General features: G+C 62.7%; 22 protein-coding genes and 2 tRNA genes. 6 read left to right on the forward strand and 18 right to left on the reverse strand.

What is annotated here, in order from left to right; genetic code table 11:
* From ACRQ5J_RS17495 to ACRQ5J_RS17535, 9 genes are all read right to left on the reverse strand, one after another.
* A complete protein-coding gene (locus tag ACRQ5J_RS17495; protein WP_019919772.1) occupies positions 1–348 on the reverse strand; it encodes an integration host factor subunit alpha in 348 nt (115 codons plus the stop codon).
* 167 nt (positions 349–515) lie between these two features.
* The gene (gene pheT / locus ACRQ5J_RS17500; protein ID WP_432378415.1) at positions 516–2,939 is read right to left on the reverse strand and encodes a phenylalanine--tRNA ligase subunit beta; all 2,424 of its coding nucleotides are present in this window, start codon (positions 2,937–2,939) and stop codon (positions 516–518) included.
* Positions 2,940–3,051: 112 nt separating this feature from the next.
* Positions 3,052–4,071: a phenylalanine--tRNA ligase subunit alpha gene (gene pheS / locus ACRQ5J_RS17505; protein ID WP_432378417.1), complete on the reverse strand. Its 1,020-nt coding sequence runs from the start codon at positions 4,069–4,071 to the stop codon at positions 3,052–3,054.
* Positions 4,072–4,149: 78 nt separating this feature from the next.
* On the reverse strand, positions 4,150–4,509 hold the full coding sequence (gene rplT, locus ACRQ5J_RS17510; protein WP_092271776.1) for a 50S ribosomal protein L20: 360 nt from the start codon (positions 4,507–4,509) through the stop codon (positions 4,150–4,152).
* A 25-nt stretch (positions 4,510–4,534) separates the two neighbouring features.
* The gene (gene rpmI, locus ACRQ5J_RS17515) at positions 4,535–4,732 is read right to left on the reverse strand and encodes a 50S ribosomal protein L35 (protein ID WP_056156036.1); all 198 of its coding nucleotides are present in this window, start codon (positions 4,730–4,732) and stop codon (positions 4,535–4,537) included.
* A gap of 277 nt (positions 4,733–5,009) precedes the next feature.
* On the reverse strand, positions 5,010–5,549 hold the full coding sequence (infC, locus tag ACRQ5J_RS17520) for a translation initiation factor IF-3 (RefSeq protein WP_432383676.1): 540 nt from the start codon (positions 5,547–5,549) through the stop codon (positions 5,010–5,012).
* Positions 5,550–5,570: 21 nt separating this feature from the next.
* Positions 5,571–7,478 carry a threonine--tRNA ligase gene (thrS, locus tag ACRQ5J_RS17525; protein ID WP_432378420.1) on the reverse strand — a complete coding sequence of 636 codons (1,908 nt, stop codon included), beginning with the start codon at positions 7,476–7,478 and terminating at the stop codon, positions 5,571–5,573.
* Between the two features lie 192 nt (positions 7,479–7,670).
* A tRNA-Val gene (locus tag ACRQ5J_RS17530) sits at positions 7,671–7,747 on the reverse strand.
* A 46-nt stretch (positions 7,748–7,793) separates the two neighbouring features.
* A tRNA-Val gene (locus ACRQ5J_RS17535) sits at positions 7,794–7,870 on the reverse strand.
* 140 nt (positions 7,871–8,010) lie between these two features.
* On the opposite strand from ACRQ5J_RS17535, the gene ACRQ5J_RS17540 reads away from it, so the two are divergent.
* From ACRQ5J_RS17540 to ACRQ5J_RS17550, 3 genes are read left to right on the forward strand one after another with little or no spacing between them, the layout of a single operon-like run.
* Entirely contained in the window at positions 8,011–8,949 is a 939-nt protein-coding gene (locus ACRQ5J_RS17540) for a cation diffusion facilitator family transporter (protein WP_432378422.1), read from the forward strand.
* A 31-nt stretch (positions 8,950–8,980) separates the two neighbouring features.
* A complete protein-coding gene (locus tag ACRQ5J_RS17545) occupies positions 8,981–9,982 on the forward strand; it encodes a serine hydrolase domain-containing protein (protein ID WP_432378424.1) in 1,002 nt (333 codons plus the stop codon).
* Between the two features lie 13 nt (positions 9,983–9,995).
* On the forward strand, positions 9,996–10,637 hold the full coding sequence (locus tag ACRQ5J_RS17550; protein ID WP_432378426.1) for a CatA-like O-acetyltransferase: 642 nt from the start codon (positions 9,996–9,998) through the stop codon (positions 10,635–10,637).
* Between the two features lie 101 nt (positions 10,638–10,738).
* Here the strand turns inward: ACRQ5J_RS17550 and ACRQ5J_RS17555 are convergent, their stop codons facing one another.
* From ACRQ5J_RS17555 to ACRQ5J_RS17565, 3 genes are read right to left on the reverse strand one after another with little or no spacing between them, the layout of a single operon-like run.
* Positions 10,739–12,997, reverse strand: coding sequence for a RelA/SpoT family protein (locus ACRQ5J_RS17555; RefSeq protein ID WP_432378428.1), 2,259 nt, complete (start codon positions 12,995–12,997; stop codon positions 10,739–10,741).
* Between the two features lie 7 nt (positions 12,998–13,004).
* On the reverse strand, positions 13,005–13,355 hold the full coding sequence (locus ACRQ5J_RS17560; protein ID WP_432378430.1) for a RidA family protein: 351 nt from the start codon (positions 13,353–13,355) through the stop codon (positions 13,005–13,007).
* A 4-nt stretch (positions 13,356–13,359) separates the two neighbouring features.
* Positions 13,360–14,238: an alpha/beta fold hydrolase gene (locus ACRQ5J_RS17565; RefSeq protein WP_432378432.1), complete on the reverse strand. Its 879-nt coding sequence runs from the start codon at positions 14,236–14,238 to the stop codon at positions 13,360–13,362.
* Positions 14,239–14,354: 116 nt separating this feature from the next.
* Between ACRQ5J_RS17565 and ACRQ5J_RS17570 the strand changes: the two genes are divergently transcribed.
* From ACRQ5J_RS17570 to ACRQ5J_RS17580, 3 genes are all read left to right on the forward strand, one after another.
* Positions 14,355–15,149 (forward strand): 3-hydroxybutyrate dehydrogenase, encoded by a 795-nt coding sequence (locus tag ACRQ5J_RS17570; protein ID WP_432378434.1) that lies wholly within the window; start codon positions 14,355–14,357, stop codon positions 15,147–15,149.
* 220 nt (positions 15,150–15,369) lie between these two features.
* Positions 15,370–16,680, forward strand: a complete 1,311-nt coding sequence (locus tag ACRQ5J_RS17575) for a dicarboxylate/amino acid:cation symporter (RefSeq protein ID WP_432378436.1) — start codon at positions 15,370–15,372, stop codon at positions 16,678–16,680.
* A gap of 177 nt (positions 16,681–16,857) precedes the next feature.
* The gene (locus ACRQ5J_RS17580; RefSeq protein WP_432378438.1) at positions 16,858–17,883 is read left to right on the forward strand and encodes an HAF repeat-containing protein; all 1,026 of its coding nucleotides are present in this window, start codon (positions 16,858–16,860) and stop codon (positions 17,881–17,883) included.
* Here ACRQ5J_RS17580 and ACRQ5J_RS17585 read toward each other — a convergent pair.
* The 6 genes from ACRQ5J_RS17585 to ACRQ5J_RS17610 all read right to left on the reverse strand — a co-directional run bounded on the left by ACRQ5J_RS17585 (position 17,880) and on the right by ACRQ5J_RS17610 (position 22,799).
* Positions 17,880–18,455: a zinc ribbon domain-containing protein gene (locus ACRQ5J_RS17585; RefSeq protein WP_432378440.1), complete on the reverse strand. Its 576-nt coding sequence runs from the start codon at positions 18,453–18,455 to the stop codon at positions 17,880–17,882. The genes ACRQ5J_RS17580 and ACRQ5J_RS17585 overlap by 4 nt on opposite strands.
* Positions 18,398–19,636, reverse strand: coding sequence for a hypothetical protein (locus tag ACRQ5J_RS17590; protein ID WP_432378442.1), 1,239 nt, complete (start codon positions 19,634–19,636; stop codon positions 18,398–18,400). The genes ACRQ5J_RS17585 and ACRQ5J_RS17590 overlap by 58 nt, the downstream gene beginning before the upstream one ends.
* 3 nt (positions 19,637–19,639) lie before the next feature.
* Positions 19,640–20,623 (reverse strand): hypothetical protein, encoded by a 984-nt coding sequence (locus tag ACRQ5J_RS17595; RefSeq protein WP_432378444.1) that lies wholly within the window; start codon positions 20,621–20,623, stop codon positions 19,640–19,642.
* Between the two features lie 107 nt (positions 20,624–20,730).
* Positions 20,731–21,903 (reverse strand): hypothetical protein, encoded by a 1,173-nt coding sequence (locus ACRQ5J_RS17600; RefSeq protein ID WP_432378446.1) that lies wholly within the window; start codon positions 21,901–21,903, stop codon positions 20,731–20,733.
* 15 nt (positions 21,904–21,918) lie between these two features.
* Positions 21,919–22,593 carry a hypothetical protein gene (locus tag ACRQ5J_RS17605; RefSeq protein WP_432378448.1) on the reverse strand — a complete coding sequence of 225 codons (675 nt, stop codon included), beginning with the start codon at positions 22,591–22,593 and terminating at the stop codon, positions 21,919–21,921.
* A 14-nt stretch (positions 22,594–22,607) separates the two neighbouring features.
* Positions 22,608–22,799: a tetratricopeptide repeat protein gene (locus tag ACRQ5J_RS17610; RefSeq protein WP_432383726.1), complete on the reverse strand. Its 192-nt coding sequence runs from the start codon at positions 22,797–22,799 to the stop codon at positions 22,608–22,610.
* Between the last annotated feature and the right edge of the window lie 161 nt (positions 22,800–22,960).

Genomic DNA, 22,960 nt, shown 5'->3' on the forward strand with positions numbered 1-22,960 from the left:
TCAGGCGGCGCGCGCCATCGGATTGCTCTCTTCCACCATGCCCTTGAGTTTCTGGCTGGCGTGGAAGGTCACCACGCGGCGCGCCGTGATCGGGATTTCCTCGCCGGTTTTCGGGTTGCGACCCGGACGCTGCGGCTTGTCGCGCAGCTGGAAATTGCCGAAGCCGGACAGCTTGACGGCTTCGCCGCGCTCCAGCGCGTTGCGGATCTCGTCAAAGAACGTCTCGACCATATCCTTGGCCTCGCGCTTGTTCAGGCCGACCTGTTCGAACAACAGTTCGGCCAGCTCCGCCTTGGTCAGCGTCGGCAAATCTTTTTCCGCATCCTGGCGCACTTTGGCAACCTGCATGGCCCGGTGCAAATCGGCAGCCAATGCGGATTGGAGTACGGCGGAATCAACGTCGTTGTTAGTAATTTTCCAGCCCTGCCTTATATCAAAAATGAACAAGTCCGGCACAGGCCGGACTCCTATAACCACCGTCATTCCCGCGCAGGCGGGAGCGACGGGGTAGCCGATTAACGCAGGCGAGCGCCGTGTTTTTGCTTGGCGGCGTCGGCGGCGGCGGCCATTACGGCCTCGACCACATCGTCTTGCAGCGTGTTTTGAGTATCTTGCAAGCTAAAGCGGAAAGCAAGCGATTTTTCGTCCACCTCCAAACCTTTACCACGATATTCATCAAACAAAACAATAGCTTGCACAATCTTGCCTTGCGGAATTTCTTGCGCAGCAGCATTAAATGTATCCAGCACCTGTTGCGCCGACACGGCCTGCTTGACGACAACCGCCAGGTCGCGGGTCGCGCCCGGGAACTTGGAAATCTCATCATACTTTGGCACAGGTCGTTGCTGCAAGGCAAGCGCATCAAGTTCAAACACGATCGCGGCATTCGGCAGTTCGTATTTCTGCAGCCAGCGCGGGTGCAGCTCGCCGATGAAGCCGATGACTTCGCCGTCCAGCAGCACGTGCGCGGCGCGGCCCGGGTGCAGCGCCGGGTGTTCGGCCTTGACGAAGCGCAGTCGCAGCGGTGCAAACAAGTGCTCCAGGTCGGCCTTGACGTCGAAGAAGTCGACCGCGCGGGTGTCCTGGCCCCACTGCTCGTCGGCCACCGGGCCGTAGGCGATGCCGGCCACGCGCTTCGGCTGGTGATAGCCGGCCACCGTCAGCGGACCGTCGGCCACGCTGGCGTCGCGCTGGTAGATGGCGCCGACTTCAAACGCGCGCACGCGGCTGGCCTTGCGGTTCAGGTTGTAGCGGACGTTGGCCACCAGGCTGCCGACCAGCGTCGAACGCATCACGCTCAACTGGCTGGCGATCGGGTTCTGCAGCTTGATCGGGTTGTCGTTGGCGGCAAAGTCCTGCTCCCAGGCGGCTTCCACGAAGCTCATGTTGACCACTTCCTGGTAACCGAGGTCGGCCAGCTGGTGACGCACCGCGAACAGCGAGCGGGTGTTTTCCGGCGCAATGATCATGGTGTTGGCGGCCACCGGCGCCACGGTCGGGATGTTCTCGAAGCCGTAGACGCGCGCCACTTCCTCGATCAGGTCTTCTTCGATTTCGATATCGAAGCGGTACGACGGCGAGGTCACGCTGAACACGCCGTCTTCCAGCGTGAACGGCAGCGCCAGGCGGGTGAAGATGTCGGCGATGACCTGGTCGTCCAGCGCCACGCCGATGACTTTCTGCGCGCGCGCGGTGCGCATCCTGACCGGTTCGCGCTTGGGCACGTTGACGGTCTGGTCGTCGATGGCGCCGACCTTGGTGCTGGCGGTGCCGCAGATTTCGATCAGCAGCGAGGTGATGCGCTCGATGTGCTCGACGGTGGTGGCGTAGTCGACGCCACGCTCGAAGCGGTGCGCCGCGTCGGTCGAGAAGTTGTACTTGCGGGCGCGGCCCTGGATGGCGTTCGGCCACCAGAACGCGGCTTCCAGGTAGATGTTTTCGGTGTCCAGCGAGACGGCGGTGGCGTCGCCGCCCATGATGCCGGCCAGCGATTCGATTTCCTTGTCGTCGGCGATCACGCCTACCCATTCGTCCACCGCCACGGTGTTACCGTTCAGCAGCTTCAGCGATTCGCCCTTGCGGCCCCAGCGCACGTCGAGGCCGCCGTGGATCTTGTCCAGGTCGAACACGTGGGTCGGACGGCCCAGTTCCAGCATGACGTAGTTGGAAATGTCCACCAGCGCCGATACCGAGCGCTGGCCGCTGCGCTCCAGGCGCTGCCTCATCCAGTCCGGCGTCGCGGCCTTGGCGTTCAGGCCGCGGATCACGCGGCCCGAGAAACGGCCGCACAGGTCCGGCGCCGAAATTTTCACCGGCAGCTTCTCGTCGAGGTTGACAGCGACCGGACGGAAGGTCGGCGCGGTCAGCGCCACGCCGGTCAGCGCCGACACTTCGCGGGCGACGCCCAGCACCGACAGGCAGTCCGCCTTGTTCGGGGTGAGCTTGATGGTGAACTTGAGGTCGTTCAGTGCGTAGTAGTCGCGGAAGTTCTTGCCGATCGGCGCGTCGTCCGGCAATTCCAGCAGGCCGCTGCCCTCTTCCGACAGTTTCAGCTCCTTGGCCGAGCACAACATGCCTTGCGACTCGACGCCGCGCAGCTGGCCCACCTTGATTTCAAACGGCTTGCCGTCGGCGCCCGGCGGCAGCACGGCGCCGGCCATCGCGCACACCACTTTCAGGCCCGGGCGCACGTTCGGCGCGCCGCAGACGATGGTCAACAACGTGCCGGTGCCGACGTCGACCTGGCAGACGTTGAGACGGTCGGCGTTGGGGTGCTTGGCCATGTCGCGCACGTGGCCGACGACCACGTTGGAGAACGGTGGCGCGACCGGTTCCACTTCTTCCACTTCCAGGCCGGACATCGTCAGCAGATGGGCCAGTTCATCCGAAGTCATCTTCGGATCGACCATGGTGCGCAGCCAATTTTCAGAGAATTGCATAATCAAACCTTTAGTTATCGTTTGCCCCGTCGTTCCCGCGCAGGCGGGGACCCATGGAGCGGCTGATCAGCGTCAGCATGGATTCCCGCCTGCGCGGGAATGACGGTATTCTTTAGTTGAACTGCTTCAGGAAACGCAGATCGCCTTCGTAGAACAGGCGCAGGTCGTTGATCCCGTAGCGCAGCATGGTCAGGCGCTCGAGGCCGGAGCCGAACGCGAAACCGATGTACTTTTCCGGATCCAGGCCGAAGTTGCGCACCACCGACGGGTGCACCTGGCCCGAGCCGGACACTTCCAGCCAGCGGCCCTTCAGCGGACCACTGCCGAACGCAATGTCAATCTCGGCCGACGGTTCGGTAAACGGGAAGTACGACGGACGGAAACGCACTTGCAAATCGTCGGTCTCGAAGAAGGCCTTGACGAAGTTCAGGTATACGCCCTTGAGGTCGGCAAAGCTGATGTTCTCGGCGATCCACAGGCCTTCCACCTGGTGGAACATCGGCGAGTGGGTGGCGTCGCTGTCGACACGGTAGGTGCGGCCCGGGGCGATCACCTTGATCGGCGGCTGGTTGTTGCGCGCGTAGCGCACCTGCATCGGCGAAGTATGGGTGCGCAGCAGCAGCGGCTTGCCTTGCGTGTCGTTGCCTTCGATGTAGAAGGTGTCCTGCATCGAACGGGCAGGATGGTTTTCCGGGCTGTTGAGCGCGGTGAAGTTGGTCCAGTCGGTCTCGATTTCCGGGCCGTCGGCCACGTCGAAACCGATGGAGCGGAAGATTTCTTCCACACGTTCCCAGGTACGCATCACTGGATGGATGCCGCCGCCGGCGCGGCCGCGGCCTGGCAAGGTGACATCAATCGCTTCCGCGTTCAGGCGGGCTTGCAGCTGGGCTTCGGCCAGCGCGTCACGGCGCGCGGTCAGCGCGGCTTCGATCTGCTGCTTGGCGGCGTTGATCAGCGCGCCCTGCGCCTTCTTGGCGTCCGGGTCGAGCTTGCCCAGGCCCTTCATCAATTCGGTAATCTGGCCGGTCTTGCCCAGGTATTTGGCTTTGGCGTTTTCCAGTGCGGCGGCATCATCTTTGGCCGCGTCGAAATCCTGCACTGCTGAGGCGACGAGTTGTTCCAGGGAGTCCATGCGTTTTTCTTATCCTTGAATCAAAAACGGGGCACAGGTGTGACCCTTGCCCCGTTCTCTGCGTAAATCAGCGCTTAATTAAGCAGCGATTTTAGCTTTAACGACGTTGACAATCGCAGCGAACGCTGGCTTGTCCATCACAGCCATATCGGCCAGGACTTTACGGTCCAGTTCGATCGAAGCTTTCTTCAGACCGTTCATGAACGCGCTGTAGGTAACGCCGTGCTCACGGGAAGCAGCGTTAATACGGGCGATCCACAGGCGGCGGAAGACGCGCTTCTTGTTACGACGGTCGCGGTAAGCGTATTGGCCAGCGCGCATTACTGCTTGCTTGGCAATACGGTATACCTTGCTACGACGACCGCGGTAGCCTTTGGCCAGGTTCAGTACTTTTTTATGACGGGCACGCGCAGTAACCCCACGTTTTACTCGAGGCATATTAGCTCCTTAATTGAGTGTGAGATTAAGCGGATGGCATCATTGCGTAGACGCGCTGGACGTCGGTCGCATCGATGTTACGGGTGCCGCGCAGTTGACGCTTGTTCTTCGTCGTCTTCTTGGTCAGGATGTGGCGCTTGAAAGCCATACCCGATTTAACGGTACCACCTGGACGCACGCGAAAACGTTTTTTCGCGGAGCTCTTGGTTTTCATTTTAGGCATAGATATTCTGTCCTCTCGGACAGCTCCTATTAAACAGGATTACAGGTGGCAACACTACGTCGCTCTTAGATGCCTGCTCTCACTTGTTTGTGCAGCGGATGCGAGTCCACTACATTTACTACAGCCGACAATTATAGCCCAGTGGGCGCGATTGTGCAGCAAAATTTCGCAACGCCAAAAACGTCATTCCCGCGAGGGCGGGAATCCATGCTGAGCGTGTAATCACGCGTCCTATGGATTCCCGCCTGCGCGGGAATGACGGGGCATTGCTAAGTTATTACTTCTTTTTCTTCGGCGCCAGCACCATGATCATCTGGCGGCCCTCCATTTTCGGGAACTGCTCGACCTGGCCATGCGGCTCCAGGTCGGCTTTCAGGCGTTCCAGCATACGGAAGCCAATATCCTGGTGCGCCATCTCGCGGCCACGGAAGCGCAGGGTGATCTTGGTTTTATCACCGTCTTCGAGGAACTTGATCAGGTTACGCAGCTTGATATTGTAGTCGCCGTCATCAGTACCCGGACGGAATTTGACTTCCTTCACGGAGATGACTTTTTGCTTCAATTTCGCTTCGTGAGCCTTTTTCTGCTCCGAATACTTGAACTTGCCGTAGTCCATCAAACGGCAAACCGGCGGAGTCGCGTTCGGCGCGATCTCGACCAGGTCGACGTTTGCCTCTTCCGCCAGGCGGAAGGCCTCGGCCAAACTCACGATACCGAGCGGCTCGTTATCGACCCCGGATAAACGCATTTCAGGGGCAGTGATTTCGCCATTGATGCGATGCGACTTGTCAGTAGCTATGGTGATTCCTTTTAAAATCTAATGATATGCCAGTGCGCTTTAGGCTTTCGTGGCGACGTCTTGCTGAAGTCGCTCTATCAGGGCATCGACGGACATGACGCCCAGATCGACATTGCCCCGTGCCCGCACGGCGACGGTGTTGGCATCCCGCTCCTTGTCGCCCACCACGAGGATGTACGGCAGTTTTTGGACGGAATGTTCACGTATTTTATAGTTTATTTTCTCGTTGCGCAAATCGGTCTGTACGCGGAAGCCGCTGCGGCGCAGCTTTTCAGCCACTTGCTGTACATATTCGGCCTGCGCATCGGAGATGTTCAGCACCGACACCTGCACCGGCGCCAGCCACGCCGGCAGCGCGCCCGCATAGTTTTCGATGAGGATGCCGATGAAGCGCTCCATCGAACCGACGATCGCCCGGTGCAGCATGACCGGCACCTGGCGGCTGTTGTCGGCCGCCACATACTCGGCGCCCAGGCGCTCCGGCATGAAGAAGTCAACCTGCATGGTGCCGACCTGCCATGGGCGGCCCAGCGAATCCTTCAGGTGGTATTCAATCTTCGGACCGTAGAACGCGCCCTCGCCCGGCAGCTCGGTCCAGGTCACGCCGCAGGCGCGCAGGCCCGAGCGCAGCGCTTCCTCCGCCTCGTCCCAGACGGTGTCCGAGCCGATGCGGTTATCCGGACGCAGCGCCAGCTTGACGTCGATATTATGGAAGTGGAAATCTTTATAGACTTCCATCGCCTGCGTGTGGAACGCCACCACTTCCGGCTCGATCTGCTCGTGGGTGCAGAAAATGTGGCCGTCATCCTGGGTAAAGCCGCGCACACGCATGATGCCGTGCAGCGCACCGGACGGCTCGTTGCGGTGGCACTGGCCGAACTCGCCGTAACGCAGCGGCAGGTCTCGGTACGAGCGCATATTGCTGTTGAAGATCTGCACGTGACCCGGGCAGTTCATCGGCTTCAGCGCGTACGAGCGGTTTTCCGACTCGGTGACGAACATGTTTTCGCGGTAGTTGTCCCAGTGGCCGGTCTTGCCCCACAGGCTGGCGTCGAGGATCTGCGGCGCCTTCACTTCCTGGTAGCCGTTGACCTGGTATTTGTTGCGCATGTACTGTTCCACCTGCTGCCAGATGGTCCAGCCCTTCGGATGCCAGAACACCAGGCCCGGCGCCTCGTCCTGGAAGTGGAAGAAGTCCAGCTGCTTGCCCAGCTTGCGGTGATCGCGCTTTTCAGCCTCCTCCAGCATGTGCAGGTATTGTTCCTGGTCTTCCTTCTTGGCCCAGGCGGTGCCGTAGACGCGTTGCAGCATCTCGTTCTTGCTGTCGCCGCGCCAGTAGGCGCCAGCCAGCTTCATCAGCTTGAAGACTTTCAGCTTGCCGGTCGATGGCACGTGCGGGCCGCGGCACAGGTCGGTGAAGTTGCCTTCGCTGTACAGCGACACATCCTGGTCGGCAGGAATCGACGCGATGATCTCGGCCTTGTAGGCTTCGCCGATCGACTTGAAGTACGCCACCGCCTCGTCGCGCGGCAGCACCTTGCGGGTGACCGGCTCGTCTTTCTTGGCCAGTTCGGCCATTTTCTTTTCGATGGCGATCAGGTCGTCCGGGGTGAACGGGCGCTTGTACGAGAAGTCGTAGTAGAAACCGTTTTCGATGACCGGGCCGATCGTCACTTGCGCATCCGGGAACAGCTCCTTGACGGCATAGGCCAGCAAGTGGGCGGTCGAATGGCGGATCACGTCCAGGCCCTCGGGGTCCTTGTCGGTGACGATCGACAGGTCGACGTTTTTATCGATCAGATAGGAGGTGTCGACGACCTTGCCGTCGACCTTGCCAGCCAGCGCGGCCTTGCCCAGGCTGGTGGCAATGCTCGACGCCACTTGAGCAACGGTGACTGGACCGTCGAATTCGCGGGCGGAACCGTCAGGGAGGCGAACTGAAATCATGGTGATCTCCAATGTAGGCGCGCAGGCCGATGATGTGAGTTTAAAAACTGCAGACGAAAAAAAACGCGGGCTAGCCGCGTTTTTCTCTTTTTGACAAGCAAAAGAATCCCGTTGACTAGCGTCACTCCCAAAGCTTGGTAGTAGTTCGCGGTGTCATAACCGTGATTGCCTTTCTCGCTCTTACATGTGTTCTGGTGGGCGGTGAGGAATTCGAATCCCCGACCCCTTGGATGTCGACCAAGTATTCTAACCAGCTGAACTAACCGCCCGTTGCACTGCTATTTTACTGCTTATTTACTGCTGCACTACGAAATCTGGTGGGCGGTGAGGAATTCGAATCCCCGACCCCTTGGATGTCGACCAAGTATTCTAACCAGCTGAACTAACCGCCCGAAGACCAGCATTATAGAGAGCGATTCGAAGAAAAACAAGGGTGATCAAACGAAACATTTCAATTTCTCCCATGGCGGCGTAACAGCAGGTGTTTCCGGCTTACATTACACTGTCGTTATTCATACTCGACAAGCTATCCATGCAAGCAGACACCACCTCGCCCTCCGCCCACCTGCACGAACACCGCGCCGGTGACGCCCGCTACAAACATTACACGGTGCAGCGCAGCCGGTCGGTGCTGGCATGGTCGCTATTGCTGACGCTGGGCTTTGCGGTGGTGGAGGTGGTGACCGGCTTCATGTCGAATTCGCTGGCGCTGATCTCGGACGCCGGCCACATGGTCACCGACGCCGCCGCGCTGGGGCTGGCGCTGCTGGCGCAGCTGATCGCCAAGCGGCCGCCGTCGGCGCGCCACTCGTTCGGCTTCGGCCGCGCCGAGGCGCTGGCGGCGTTCGTCAACAGCCTGGTGCTGCTGGTGCTGGTGGCGTGGATTACCTATGAGGCGCTGACGCGCTTTTCGCACCCGGAACAAGTGCATGGCGCCACGGTGTTCATCGTCGCCGGGCTGGGCCTGATCATCAACCTGGTGCTGGCGTGGCTGCTGTCGCGCGGCGACAGCAATATGAATACGCGGGCGGCGCTGGTCAATGTGCTGGGCGACTTGCTCGGCTCGGTCGCGGCGCTGGTTTCGGGCGCGGTGATCTACTACACCGGCTGGATGCAGATCGACCCATTGCTGTCGCTGTTCGTGGCGCTGCTGATCCTGAAGTCGACGGTCGGCGTGCTGCGCGAGTCCTACCACTTCCTGATGGGCGGCGTGCCGGAGGACATCAGCTACCTCAACGTCGGCGCCGACCTGGAGCAGATCGACGGCGTCTGCTCGGTGCACGACCTGCATGTATGGGATATGTCGCCCGGCCAGCCGGCGCTGATCGGCCATGTCGAAATCACCGAATTGTCGCGCTGGCCGGACATCCTGCGGGCCATCAAGGCGATGCTGCTGGAAAAACACGGCATCGATCACATCACGCTGCAAGCCGAAGTCGCGCCGCAAGCACAAGCCAACCCGACGCGCTGAATGAGCGGCGCCGTGATCGCAAAGGAATAATATGCAATATCTTCTGTGCGCACTCCTGATGACCGCCCTCCCCGCCCTGGCCCAGCCGCTCGACGCGCTGCTGGCGCAAAGGGACCACGACCAGCATGCCGACCTGCGCAGCGTGCTGGTCATGCGCGACGGCGCCATCCTCGCCGAGCGCTACTACAACGGCGAAACCGCCGAGACGCTGCACGACATCCGCTCGGCCGGCAAAAGCATCACCGCCCTGCTCGCTGGCGCAGCCGCCGACCGGCGCCAGTTGCGCGCGCACGACACCATCGGGCGCCTGTGGCCGGCAGCCAGAGCCACGGCACTGGCGAACGTCACGCTCGACCAGGCGCTGACGATGCGCTCCGGCCTCGCGGCCTTCGATGAAGACCCAGCCTCACCCGGCAATGAGGACAAACTGGACGAGGCCGCCGACCCGGTGGCCTTTGCGCTGGCCGTGCCGGCCGAGACCGCCCCCGGCACACGCTATCGTTACAATTCGCTGACATCCTACATCGTCGGCCTGGTGGTCGAACAGGCCACTGGCCAGGACCTCGAAGCATACGCGCGCAGCGTGCTGTTCGAGCCACTGGGCATCGGGCAATGGCAATGGCTGCGCGATGCAGCCCAGCACCCGAAGGGCCAGGGCAACCTCTTCCTGCGCACGCGCGACCTTGGCAAAATCGGCCAGATGGTGCTCGACAGCGGCCGATACGGCGGCCGCCAGGTCATCAGCGCCAGCTGGCTGGAGGCGGCGCTTGCGCCCCGGGTGCGCACCGGCGGCGTCGATCCGTATGCCGACCACTATGGCTACTTCTGGTACAGAAAGGTCCACCACATCGACGGCCGCAACATCGTCGTCCACTTCGCCTCGGGCAATGGCGGCAACAAGATCTATGTGGCGCCGGATTTGAAGGCCGTGGTCGTCATCACCTCCAGCGCTTATGGGAAAGGCTATGGGCAAAGGCGCTCTGAAAGCATCCTCAAAGGCATTCTGGCTATAATGGCGGCGCCATCCAAATGAACACCCGAGTGCTATGCAGAATTTTGAAAAACGCCGCGACCGATACCATGCTTTTGCGTCGTTCGAGAACCCGCTGGTCAACCTGAGCTTCGAGCTCGAAGTGCCGGACTTCCGGCCTTATTGCAAGCGACATCAACTGCCGAGCTTCCACTTCTTCCTGTATCACGTGCTGCATGCGATCAAAGGGATCGACAACTATATGTACCGCATCTACAAGGGAGAAGTGATCAAGATCGAGGATTTCTGGGCTTCGTACACGGTCATCAACCAGCACCGGAACCTGAATTTCGCGCGCTTCGTCATGACCGATGACCTGCGGGAATTCATCGCGCGCAGCGTGGCTTCGGCCAAAGAGGCGGAGGCCAGCGAAAAGCTGATCAACACCGCCGAAGACCTCAGCGAATACGAGCAGCGCCGCAACATTTACATTACCTGCATGCCGTGGCTGAAGCTCTCCGCCATCGAGCACCCGATCTACGAGCACAAGAGCTACGACATACCGTCACTCGCCTGGGGCCGCTACAGCGAGCCGCGCGCCGACGGCAAGATGACGCTGACCATGGCGGTGCAAGCGCACCATGGTTTCATTGATGGTTATCACGTGCATCTGTTGGCCGAGGCCATTGCAAACAACATCGCCACGACCATCGCCTAGCACCGTCGTTCCCGCGAAGGCGGGAACCCATGCCCGGCGTGCGGTCATGCGCCCTATGGGTTCCCGCCTTCGCGGGAACGACGGGGGATTTAACGACGGATTCAGCCTCGGCGCGCCTCCTGAACACCGGTAACTTCGGCAATCGCGTTCAGCGCCTTGTGCAACTGCGCGGTAGCGCCGATTTCCGCCGTGAAGGTCATGCGCGCAAAGCCCTTCGCCGACTGCGTGTTAACGCCGATGACGTTAATCTTCTCGCGCGAGAACACCTCCGAAATATCGCGCAGCAGCCCCTGGCGATCATTGGCCAGAATGAAAATATCGACCGGGTACACGGTATCGTTGCCCGCCCGTCCCCATTCGGTGACAATCACCCGCTCCGGCGCCTTGGCGCGCATCTCGGCAAAGTTTTTGCACGTGGCGCGGTGAATCGAAACGCCCTTGCCGCGCGTGACGAAACCGACGATGCCATCGGGCGGCGCCGGCTTGCAGCATTTGGCCAGCTGCGTCATCAGGCCGTCCGTGCCCACCACCAGCACGCCCGACTTGGCGCCCTGCTCCACGCTCGACGCCCGGCTCTTGCCGAGGAAAACTTCATCCACCGGCTCGGCCGGCTCGCCGCTGTCGTGCAGCGCCTGCTCGATGTGGCGCAGGCTGAATTCGTCCTTGCCGACCGACAGGAACAGCTCGTCGACCTTGGCGAAGCCCAGCTTGTTGGCCAGCGCCTCCAGATTGACCGCCGTTTTGCCTTCGCGCTGCAAGGTTTTTTCGACCATGGCGCGGCCGTGCGACAGCGTTTCCTGCATGTCGATGGCGTGGAACCAGGCGCGGATTTTCGAGCGCGTGCGCGTCGCCACCGTGTATTCGTCGCTGAGCCAGTCGCGCGACGGCCCGGCCGTGCCCGGCGCACCCTTGGCGGTGATGATTTCGCAGGTCTGGCCGTTTTTCAGCGGCGTGTTCAGCGGCACCATGACGCCATCGACGCGCGCGCCGCGGCAGCGGTGGCCGACATCGCTGTGCAGGTGATAGGCAAAGTCGATCGGCGTGGCGCCGACCGGCAGTTCGATCACGCGCGCTTGCGGCGTCAGCACGAAGATGCGGTCGTCCAGCGCGGCGGCCTTGAGTTTCTCGACCCATTCGCGCTGCTGCTCCTCCTGGCCGACCACGGCGTCGGCAACGTCGGTTTTCCACGCCAGCAGCTGGCGCAGCCAGGCGATTTTTTCATCGTATTTCTGGCCCTGGAAGTTGGAGCCGCCCTCTTCCTTGTAACGCCAGTGCGCGGCCACGCCGTATTCGGCAAAGCTGTGCATTTCCTGCGTGCGGATCTGCACTTCCAGCGGCCGGCCGTCCTCGGCAGTGACCACCGTGTGCAGCGAGCGGTAGCCGTTCGGCTTGGGGCGCGAGATGTAGTCGTCGAATTCCTTCGGGATCGGGGTCCAGATGTTGTGCACCACGCCCAGCACCGTGTAGCAGGTCTTGACGTCGGCGACGATGACGCGGAAGGCGCGCACATCGTACAGGTCGGTGAAGTCCAGCTCCTTGCCTTTCATCTTGCTCCAGATGGAGTAGATGTGCTTGGGCCGGCCGAACACCTCGGCCTTGATGCCGGCCGCCGCCATTTCCGACTGCAGCCGCGCGATGGCGTTGGTGACGAAGCCTTCGCGCATCATGCGCTTTTCTTCCAGCATCTTGGCGATGCGCTTGTAGGTTTCCGGCTCGATGAAGCGGAACGACAAGTCCTCCAGCTCCCATTTCAGCTGCCAGATGCCGAGGCGGTTGGCCAGCGGCGCGTACAGGTCCAGCGTTTCGCGCCCGTAGGCGCAGGTCATGTCGTTGAACAGTTTGATGTCGGCGAAGTAGCGCAGCGTGGTCACGCACGAGGCCAGCCGCACCAGCACCACCCGCATGTCGGAGGCCATCGCCAACAACATCTTGCGCAGCGTTTCGACTTGCGCCACCGCCATCTGCTGGGCGTTGCGGCCGCGTCCCGGCGCGGCGGCCGCGCCCGGATTCTGGTTTTGCGTCAGCTCGCGCAGCCGGATCAGCTGGCGCACGCCGGCCACCAGGTCGTTGACGTCCTGGCCGAAGCGCGGTTCGATGACGGCCGCCTGCTCGGTGTCGAGCACGGTCAGCTCGAACAGCAGGCCGGCCAGGCGGGTTTCGATGTCGGTACTCAGATAGGCCAGCGTGCCAGCCACGCCGACGGCAAACTCCAGCGCCGGCTGGCCGCTGCTGCACTGCTTGTCGGCGTAGGCGGCGCTGGCGAATTCGAGCGCCGCCAGCATGCGGACGCTTTCATCGGGCGTGAGTCCCTGGACCAGTTGCTCCGAGGTGGCACTGGTCAGCGCGGTGGTGGAAACCATGGTGCTCCTAGCGCTGGGCTGCGACGACGACGATCTCCACCAGCCATTGCGGGTCGGCCAGCCTGGCTTCGACGGTGGCGCGCGGCGGCGTGTGGCCTTGCGGCACCCAGGCGTCCCACTCTTCGTTGAAGCCGGCGAAGTCGGCCAGGTCCTTGATGTAGACCTGGCAGCTGAGGATGCAGGTCTTGTCGCTGCCGGCCTCGGCCAGGAGACGGTCGATGTGGCCCAGCACTTCGCGCGTCTGGCCCTGGATGTCGGCCGCGGTGTCTTCCGGCACCTGGCCGGCCAGGTACACCGTGTTGTTGTGAATCGCCACCTCGGACAGGCGCTTGCCTACATGCAGTCGTTTGATTTCCATACTATTAACCTAACAGGAATTGCTTTGCTATTTGAATCTGATCGTCGTGGATGAAGGTCGGCGCGTGGCCGACGTCCGGGATTTCCACCAGCCGGGCCTTGGGGCCGCGCTCGGTCATCTGCTGCGCCGTTTCGCGCGACAGCAGGTCGGACTCGGCGCCGCGCACCAGCAGCGTCGGGCAGGTGATGGCGTCATACGCGGCCCACAGCATCGCCTGGTCGGCCTCGGCCGATTCCGGCGTGGCCGAGCGGAACGGCAACGCCAGCCCCATATCGTAATGGCGCACCCACTTGCCGTCCTTGTCCTGGCGCAAAACATCGGCAGCCAGCTTGTGCCATTCATCGGCGCTGTGCTCGCCAAACGAGGTGGAGACGTCGCGCACGAACTGCGCGCCGGCCTCGAAGCTGTCGAAGCGCAGGTCCTGGCCGATGTAGTCGCCGATGCGCTGCATGGCTTGCGGCGCCAGCACCGGGCCGATGTCGTTGAGCACCAGCTTGCGGATCGGGTTGCCCGGCAGCGAGGCCAGGCCCATGCCGATCAGGCCGCCCATCGAGGTGCCGAACCAGTCGACCTTCTGACTTTCGGCGTCTGGCAGCACGCGCGCGAGCAGGGTTACGATATCACTGACATACTGGGGAATGACGTAGAGCTGCGGGTTTTTCAGCCAGTCCGAGCGGCCGCGGCCGACGATGTCCGGCGCGATCACGCGGTAATCCTTGGCCAGCGCGCGCGCCATGTAGTCGAAGTCGTCGCCGACGCGGGTCACGCCGTGTACGCACAGCAGCACGTTGGGATTGCTTTCGTCGCCCCACTCTTTGTAGGACATGCGATGCAAGCCTGCCAGCGACAGGCATTGAACAGACTTTATTTGGGCTTCGGACATGCGGCTTCCTTAATGTGCAGAAACACCATTTTACCGCGTTGTGGTTAAAATTCTATTAAAGTGTAGCGCAGCGCGCCTTCAATCTCCAACCCTATCACCAACCTGTAGAGGACAGTATGGCAAACAAGACTTTGAGCGGTAAAACCGCGTTGGTTACCGGTTCCACTTCCGGCATCGGCCTGGGCATCGCCCGCGCGCTGGCGGCCGAGGGCGCCAATGTGCTGCTGAACGGCTTTGGCGACGCCAAAGAGATCGAGCAACTGCAGGCCGACATCGCCAGCGAGTTCGGCGTGCAGGCCGCCTACCACAACGCCGACATGACCAAGCCGGGCGAGATCGAGGCGATGATCCAATTCGCCGGCGACAAGTTCGGCGGCGTCGATGTGCTGGTCAATAACGCCGGCATTCAGTTTGTCGCCAATGTCGAGGACTTCCCGGTCGAGAAATGGGACGCCATCATCGCCATCAACCTGACCTCGGCCTTCCACACCTCGCGCCTGGTGCTGCCGCGCATGCGCGAGCAGAACTGGGGTCGCATCATCAACCTGGCCTCGACCCACGGCCTGGTGGCGTCGGCCGGCAAGTCGGCGTACGTCGCCGCCAAGCACGGCCTGATCGGCCTGACCAAGGCCAACGCGCTGGAAACGGCCACCACCGGCGTTACCGTCAACGCCATCTGCCCCGGCTTCGTGCTGACGCCGCTGGTGCAGAAACAGGTCGACGACCGCGCCGCCAAGGAAGGCATCTCGAATGACCAGGCGAAAAAAGCCTTGTTGGCGGACAAACAACCGGCCGGCGAGTTTGTCACGCCCGAGGAACTGGGCGCGCTGGCCGTGTTCCTGTGCTCGGACGCGGCCAAGCAGGTGCGCGGCGTGGCCTGGAATATGGATGGCGGCTGGGTGGCGCAGTAAGCATCCCGGCCGTGATTCCGGCGCAGGCCGGATTCCATGCTGACGTTGCCGATCGGGCGCGCCATGGGCTCCCGCCTGCGCGGGAGCGACGGCGCCTACGTAGTATCCCTTAGCCGGCAGAGATATCACTGGCGCGAATTTGCGGGTTTCCACAATAGTGATATCTGGCCGCTTGCGAGATGATGCACTCCTCAAACGAACCACCACACGAGGAGACCCCGTGAAAAAACCATTCTATAAAGTCCTGTACATCCAGGTGCTCTTCGCCATCGTCTGCGGCGTGCTGCTGGGCGTGTACCTGCCTACCGACGCAGTCGCCATGAAACCCCTCGGTGACGGCTTCATCAAACTGATCAAAATGATCATTGCCCCGGTGATCTTCTGCACCGTCGTGTCTGGCATTGCCGGCATGCAAGACGTGAAGAAAATCGGCCGTGTCGGCGGCAAGGCGCTGATCTACTTCGAAGTGGTGTCGACCTTCGCGCTGGCCATCGGCCTGATCGTGGCCAATGTGCTGAAACCGGGCGCCGGCTTCAACGCCGACCCTGCCCACCTGGACGCCAAGTCGATCGCGCAATACACGCACGCCGAAGGCCTGACCACCACCGACTTCCTGATGAACATCATCCCGAAGACCTTCGTGGACGCGTTCGCCAAGGGTGACATCCTGCAAGTGCTGCTGATCGCCATCCTGTTCGGCTTCTCGCTGTCGCTGATGGGCGAGCGCGGCCGTCCGATCACCAAGTTCATCGACGATATCTCGCACGTGATCTTCGGCGTCGTCAACATCATCATGAAAGCCGCCCCGATCGGCGCGTTCGGCGCGATGGCCTTCACCATCGGCAAATACGGCCTGGCGTCGCTGATTCCGCTGGCCAAGCTGATGGGTTCGTTCTACCTGACCTGCTTCCTGTTCGTCTTCATCGTGCTGGGCCTGATCGCCAAGTACACCGGCTTCTCGATCTTCAAGTTCATCAAGTACATCAAGGAAGAACTGCTGATCGTGCTGGGCACCAGCTCGTCGGAATCGGCGCTGCCTTCGCTGATGACCAAACTGGAGCGCCTGGGCTGCTCCAAGCCAGTGGTCGGCCTGGTCGTGCCAACCGGCTACTCGTTCAACCTGGACGGCACCAACATCTACATGACCATGGCCGCGCTGTTCGTGGCCCAGGCCACCAACACCGAGCTGACGCTGATGCAAGAGCTGACCATCCTCGGCGTGGCGATGCTGACCTCGAAAGGCGCATCAGGCATCACCGGCGCCGGCTTCATCACCCTGGCGGCAACGCTGGCCGTGGTGCCGACGATTCCGGTGGCCGGCATGGCGCTGATCCTCGGCATCGACCGCTTCATGAGCGAATGCCGCGCGCTGACCAACTTCGTCGGCAACGGCGTGGCCACCGTGGTGGTGTCGAGCTGGGAAAAAGAACTGGACCGCGACAAGCTGAACGCGGAACTGAGCAACCCAGGCTCGACCGTGACTGCGGCCGACCTGGAACCGATGGACCCAGCCGCCGCGCCAGCCCGCTAAGCACTGGTCACGCCACTGAAAGCCCCGCGCAGCGATGCCGGGGCTTTTTGTTCGTTAACGAACAGCGCCGGCGTTCATTTCCGCACACCCGGCAGCCGTCCGGCTCGCCGTTCGGCCCGGAACAGCGCATGGCACAGGAGTTGCTGTAGCCCTTGCTCAACAACGCAAGGAGACAGCATGGTGGAACTGACATTGGGGGCGCGCGGCAAGGAAGCCAGCATCGCCGTCGACATCAACCGGCGCGGCCAGATGGCCGGCGTCATCGAAGAAGACAGCGGCCGCCAGCGCGCCGTGCTGTACGACCGCCGCCCGGTGGAACTGGGCACGCTGGGCGGCAGCGACAGTTTCAGCAAGGACATCAACCAGCACGGCGACGTCACCGGCACGGCGCAGAACGCCGCCGGCCACTGGCGCGCCTTCGTCGTGCCGTACGGCGGCCAGATGCGCGACCTCGGAACGCTGGGCGGCAACAGCAGCTACGGCGCCGCCATCAACGACCATGGCCAGCTGGCCGGCTACGCCGACACCAGCGACGGCTATTTCCGCGCCTTCAGCAGCGACGGCCGCGGCAAGCCGGTCGACCTCGGCACGCTGGGCGGCAGGATCAGCTACGCGGCCGGCATCAACAACCATGGCGACATCGTCGGCACCGCCGCCCTGCCGGACGGCTATCGCCACGCCTTTTTATACCGCGACGGCGCCATGCGCGACCTCGGCACGCTAGGCGGCCGGCTCAGCAGCGCCAGCGCGGTCAACGATCACGGCATGGTGGTGGGCGCATCGGAAACCGCAGGGCGGCGCTGGCATGCGTTTGCATGGGAGAACGGCAAGATGACCGACCTCGGCGCGCTGATCGGCTATGGCGACAGCTTCGCCACCGCCGTCAACCACGCCGGCCATGTGGTCGGCAGCATCCGCGTCGGCGACGAGCGCCGCTCTTTCGTGTACCGTGACGGCAAGATGACCGTGCATCCGGGCGGCCACGGCCTGTATCTGGTCAACGCCATCAACAATGAGGAACTGGTGATCGGCGCGCGCTACATCGGCAAGAAATTTACCGCCTCGACCATGATATCGAGCCAGCCGGCGGCGGTCACGCACGGCGGCCAGGATTTGCTGACCGCCATCGCGCTGGTGCTGCTGGGCGCGGCCTGCGTGGTGGTCTACCGACGCCGCTATCGCGGCATTGCGCTATCGCGTTAAAGCGCAGCGGCGCCGCAGTCGCCGCAGAAGCGCGAGTCGGCCTCCATGCCGGCGCCGCATTGCTTGCACGTCGGCAGTGTCGCCATGGCCGCCGCAGCCGGCTTGGCGCCCAGCAGCTCGACCGCCTCCGGCGCGGCCTGACCGGCCACCACTTTGCCGATCAGCGCCATATTGCGCGCACGCTCCAGATCCTGCTGCGACGACGGTGCGACTATGGAGGCGCGCGTTTCGCCGAAGCCCTTCAGCGTCTTGGCCAGTTCGTCGGCCATGGCCGGCAAGCCGCGCATCCCCACCAGCTGACGTTCGGCGTCCTTGCCGAAAATGACGGTATCAATTTCCGACACCCACACGCGCATCGTCATCGATTCAATATTGATGACGTTCTTGCTGCTCTGCACCTGCGACGTCACCTGATTGCCGACATGCATTTGCGCCGATTCATAGCTGCCGCCGATATCGACCCAGACCAGCTCGGACACGAAGTCGAAACGGCCCCATAGCTGGTTGGCGGCGTTCAGACAGAACACGCCCACCGCGAACTGGCTGATGGCAAATGCGGCGGCGCTGGCCACCGGCGCCCCCTGCAGGATGGCCTTGCCGACCAACAGGGCGGCGACCTCCCCGCCAGCACGCCGGCCAGGCCGAGCGCGGTCAGGCAGGTCAGCCAGAAGAAGCGCGGCGTGGACAGCGCGTGGCCGATGCCCTCGGCCACGCGGTTGGCTTGCGGACGCGGCTGCGTTTCCTCGAACATCTCCGCCGCGAACTGGCCCTGCCGGCCAGTGATTTGCGGCGAGCGGCGGGTGTAGCGGCGGTTCGGGATATTGCTGTACCAGCGGCTCATCAGGATACGGTCGAGTTCCTCGATCAGCTTGTTCGGATGCGCGTTCATGGTCACGGTGTCCATCACGCGCGCCGCGCCTACCGCATCCGGCGCACCGCGCAGCTGGTTCTTCAGCGCCACGCCGAACACCGCGCAGCTCAGCAGCGCGCACAGCAGGGCCACGCACACCACGCCGTTCACCGATACTTCGTCCAGCGATGGCAGGCGGCTGGCAAACATGCCTAGCATCACCGGGCCCAGCACGGCCAGCACCACCAGCGCAATCAGGCTACCTTTGCCGACCTGCACATCGGTGGCGCCGGCGGCGCTGCGCGTCATCGGCCGAATGATTTGAAAGAAGGCAAACAAACCGTAGGCCAGCCCGATCCATCCGTCCGCCCTGCTTTGGCCGAACGCCAGCCAGCAAATCAAAAAGCTGACGAACGTCGCGGCCAGGGCAAGGAAGTTGTAGAACTGGCTCTGTGCCGCCCGCTGGATCACGCGCGGCGCAAAAATCAGCGACGGCAGCATCGAGTACAGCAAGCCGTTCAGCGCGCCTCGCGGTTCCGGATAGCTGATCGCGTTCTGGCGCAAGGTTTCCTTGTAAAAGCGGGCGCCGTTGCTATCGCCGTCCACGTCGGCTGCGACCACAGGCGCCAGGCTGGCCGGACGGTTGCGGCCGAAGAAATAGCGCAGTTGCACGAAGGCGCGCGCCAGGAACCAGAACCCCAGGCCCAGCAACAGGACCGCGATGCCGATCACCTTTAACGCCGGCAAATCCGCGCCCTGGGCGATACGCTCGCGTACCGCCACCAGCGTGCCGATACCGCCCAGGCTCATCAGGCCACCGGCCGCCAGCAGCGCCAGGTTCTGGATTTTGTACGGGTTGGGAAACTCGAACAGTTTGCTTTCAGGATTAAATTCGTAGCTCATGTTTTACTCTTTGATACGCACCAGCTGCACTGATGCCAATTCGCCTTCCAGCGTGAGGTGGTCGTCGTCTTTGACGACAAACACATCGCTGGCGCCGCGCTCGGTGTAGCGCACCGTGATGCGCTGGTCCTTGATCTCATAGGTGACCGCCTCGTCCGGCCGGCCAACCGAGGCATGCGTTTCGCTAAAGGCGATGACCGTGCCGTCCAGCCACAGCGCATTGGTGACGCGCCACTTGCCGAGCAGCGGATTACCGGTGCGGAACCAGCCCTTCACCCGTTCCAGCATCGACGGCGGCGGCGCTTCCGCACGGCTGCCGGCCGCCATGGCGCGTGCGGTGCGTGGGTTGTCACTGATCATGATCCACTTGCCGTCTTGCAGCGCCATGACCGCCACCCGTTCATCCTGCTGCGACAGGCGCTGACGCACCTGCTGCGCCAGGTTACCGGCCAGCCACGCAGCCGGCCGCTCGAAGTCATAGCGGAAGCGCGCCACCACCTGCGGACCGGAGGCCTCGGCGGCAAAGCGCACATCCGTCACCTTGAGCGCCGGCGCCCCACACAGCCGCCCGTCGCGGATGGCCTGACTGCCGGCATCGGTGCGGCTGTAGCTGTAGGTTTCGATGGAAAAGAAGCCGCCGCTGGACTGCACCACCGCCGGCGCGAACAGCCCCGCTGTCGCCAGTTCATCCATGAAGCGGCGGCGCTCGCCTTCCATGCTGTTGAGGCGCACCGGGTTGCGATCCAGCTGCAGGCCACCCACGCACAGCAGCTTGTCCGCCGCCTCGGTGTTGGCGGCATAGTAGCTGCTGATGGCATTGGCGAACACCTCCGGCGTGGCCTTCTGGTCTGCCAAGAGATAAGCGGCGCCGCCAACGCCCACCAGCACTACGGCCGCAACGCCGCCGATCAGCAGCGCACGCTTACCGGGCCGAGGCGCAAGCGCAGTCCCAACGCCTGCCTCCGGCGCCGGGGCCGATGCCGGCATTGGCTCAGGCGGGTTCGCTTTGCATGGGGTACCGCATTCCACGCAGAATCGGCTTCCAGCATCGGCTGGCGTGCCGCATTGTGTGCAAAAACGTGCCATAAATATGCTTACCCGTTCTTGGCGCCGCATTCGCCGCAAAATACATCCTCCGGCGCCAGCGGTGCCGCGCAGCCGGAGCACACGCGCTGCGCGGGAACGCCGGCAGTCGCGGCGACAGGCACAGCGGCGGCAAACGTAGCGGCAGGCCCGGCTTCCGCAGGCTGGACGCCGGCAGAGTCAGCACCACCGTCCGGACGTTGCGCGGCAGCCTTGGCCTGCTGCATTTGCGCGCTGGCGCGATCCTTGGCTTCCTTGGCCTTGCGTTTCGCTTCTTCCATGCGTGCCTGGATCTGCTGTTCCGCCTCGCCGAAGTTCAGCCCCTCGACGATTTGTAGATACACCAGGCAAGCGCCGTTGATCGATGTCAGGCTAGGAATGATGGCGCCAACCATCAGCAGCAAGCCGGTGGCAAACATCGACGCGCCGGCATAGCCAGCGCCACCGTAACCGCCGAGCAACGCGGCTGGCGACGACAACAGACTGCCGAAGGTATTGATGCCTACCGCGCCGGACAGCATGGTGGTGATCGCGTAGCCTGAGCCCAGCACCACATACACCACGCCACTCAGCAGCATTACCAACAGGCCCAGCAGCACCAGGTTGACAATCACCGTCACCAGGCGCTGGCGCACGATCACCAGCAGACGCGCGGTGGTCTGCCAGACCGTGTTGCCTTCCCAAATGGCTGGCCCGGCCAGGGGCAGGCCGACGTAAAACATACCGCCGACGGCGACGCCGATCAGCACCGTCAACACCGGCATCGCCAACGCGTACAGCAGTCCGCCGACGCCCGGCAGCTTGCACAAGAACAGCACCAGCATGGCAATCAGGCTAATACCCAGCACGATCAGGAACATCATCAGCAGCACGCCCAGCAGGCGGTGCACGGTGAACACCGCCTGGCCGAAAGCATCGGCTATGCTGACCGGCTGCTGTTGCGCCTGACGCATCAGCAAAATACCGACCGCTGAGTAACCGGTCAGCGCGACTATCAGCGTCAGCAAGCCGCACAATGCCGTAAAGATGAAGCTGACTTTGGCCAGCAGCACGCCAAGAAACACACTCAGCAGAATAGCCAGGCCGGCCAGGCCGGTGGCGGCAAGCGCACGCCAGTTGGTGACGGCTTCGGTAGCGCGCAACAGGCCGTAGGAAGGCGTGACACCATTGATAGATGCGGTCATGGTTGCGTCCTTGGATTAACGGGCGGCGAAGGCCGCGGTGGACGGAAGGTCGGCAGCGGCGATCTGCACGCTGCTTTCGCTGGCGCTGGCTGGCTTGCCGTTCAGGAACAGCTGGGTCCTGATTTTGTACACGCCCTGTGGCGCGCCTTGCGGCAGGCGCAGCGTGAAGGCATTCTCGTATTCGCCGCTGCCCGCGCCCTCGTTGACTTTTTTCTCGCCGCGCTTGAATTCTTCGCCACTCGGCGCGTAGACCACCAGTTGCTCTTTCACTTCCGTCACCGGCTCCTTGACGCCTGAGACGGCACGGATGGTCGACTGCACACGAATGGCGTCGCCAGCCTTGGCCACGCCATTGGGCGAGACCGAGGTGCTGTAGGCATCGATCTTGGCGGTTTGCGGCAGCTGGTTGCGGTTGTTGCTGCGGTATTGCTCATCGACGGCGGTGGACGATTTGGTCTGGCGCGAAGCGATTTCGACCACTGCGCAGGCGGCCAGGCCAACCAGCGCGCCCTTGACGGCGCCCTTGCTGCCGCTGACGGCGGCGCCAAGCAGCGCGCCGCCAACGCCAAAGGTGGCGCAGCGGAATGCAGTTTCGCTGCTCACGCCGCCCTGCCCGCCCGGGGTAGCGCAGCCAGTGACCAGCAGGGCGCCAATACAGGCGGCCAGAATGGATTGTTTAACTCGGATCATGGTGCTTCCTTTCATTATTCAAGAGTGCTTCCGGAGCGCAGGGCTTCCAGCTGTCTGTTTTTGGCTTTGCTGATCATGGCGTGGGCCGCCGTGCTGCCCGGATCAAGTTCAAGCACGTTTTCAGCGGTGGCGATGGCTTTGTCGTATTGCTTGTTCTCGACATAGCCATTGGCTTTGGCCAGCAACGCGGACACCTTGCGGGCCATGGTTTCGGCAGCGTCCGCGCCTGCTTGAGGCACAGCGGCCGGACGCGAGGACGGCATTGCGGCGCGAGGCGCCGTGGGCACTGGCGTGGAGGTTGGCGTCGGCGTCGGCGCAGCCTTAGACGGCAAAGCTGGCGTCTGTGCGGCCGGCGCGCCTGGGGCAG

The organism is Duganella sp. P38 (genome assembly GCF_050859475.1).
GTDB lineage: Bacteria > Pseudomonadota > Gammaproteobacteria > Burkholderiales > Burkholderiaceae_D > Rugamonas.

Coding starts and splice junctions, on each gene's coding strand:
- ACRQ5J_RS17570 (WP_432378434.1), top strand. CDS start 14,355: ATGGCAAACAAGACTTTGAGCGGTAAAACCGCGTTGGTTACCGGTTCC.
- rpmI (WP_056156036.1), bottom strand. CDS start 4,732: ATGCCTAAAATGAAAACCAAGAGCTCCGCGAAAAAACGTTTTCGCGTG.
- ACRQ5J_RS17590 (WP_432378442.1), bottom strand. CDS start 19,636: ATGAGCTACGAATTTAATCCTGAAAGCAAACTGTTCGAGTTTCCCAAC.
- ACRQ5J_RS17605 (WP_432378448.1), bottom strand. CDS start 22,593: ATGATCCGAGTTAAACAATCCATTCTGGCCGCCTGTATTGGCGCCCTG.
- pheT (WP_432378415.1), bottom strand. CDS start 2,939: ATGCAATTCTCTGAAAATTGGCTGCGCACCATGGTCGATCCGAAGATG.
- rplT (WP_092271776.1), bottom strand. CDS start 4,509: ATGCCTCGAGTAAAACGTGGGGTTACTGCGCGTGCCCGTCATAAAAAA.
- ACRQ5J_RS17580 (WP_432378438.1), top strand. CDS start 16,858: ATGGTGGAACTGACATTGGGGGCGCGCGGCAAGGAAGCCAGCATCGCC.
- ACRQ5J_RS17540 (WP_432378422.1), top strand. CDS start 8,011: ATGCAAGCAGACACCACCTCGCCCTCCGCCCACCTGCACGAACACCGC.
- ACRQ5J_RS17595 (WP_432378444.1), bottom strand. CDS start 20,623: ATGCCGGCATCGGCCCCGGCGCCGGAGGCAGGCGTTGGGACTGCGCTT.
- ACRQ5J_RS17495 (WP_019919772.1), bottom strand. CDS start 348: ATGCAGGTTGCCAAAGTGCGCCAGGATGCGGAAAAAGATTTGCCGACG.
- ACRQ5J_RS17565 (WP_432378432.1), bottom strand. CDS start 14,238: ATGTCCGAAGCCCAAATAAAGTCTGTTCAATGCCTGTCGCTGGCAGGC.
- ACRQ5J_RS17610 (WP_432383726.1), bottom strand. CDS start 22,799: ATGGCCCGCAAGGTGTCCGCGTTGCTGGCCAAAGCCAATGGCTATGTC.
- ACRQ5J_RS17550 (WP_432378426.1), top strand. CDS start 9,996: ATGCAGAATTTTGAAAAACGCCGCGACCGATACCATGCTTTTGCGTCG.
- ACRQ5J_RS17560 (WP_432378430.1), bottom strand. CDS start 13,355: ATGGAAATCAAACGACTGCATGTAGGCAAGCGCCTGTCCGAGGTGGCG.
- ACRQ5J_RS17600 (WP_432378446.1), bottom strand. CDS start 21,903: ATGACCGCATCTATCAATGGTGTCACGCCTTCCTACGGCCTGTTGCGC.
- pheS (WP_432378417.1), bottom strand. CDS start 4,071: ATGGACTCCCTGGAACAACTCGTCGCCTCAGCAGTGCAGGATTTCGAC.
- ACRQ5J_RS17555 (WP_432378428.1), bottom strand. CDS start 12,997: ATGGTTTCCACCACCGCGCTGACCAGTGCCACCTCGGAGCAACTGGTC.
- ACRQ5J_RS17545 (WP_432378424.1), top strand. CDS start 8,981: ATGCAATATCTTCTGTGCGCACTCCTGATGACCGCCCTCCCCGCCCTG.
- thrS (WP_432378420.1), bottom strand. CDS start 7,478: ATGATTTCAGTTCGCCTCCCTGACGGTTCCGCCCGCGAATTCGACGGT.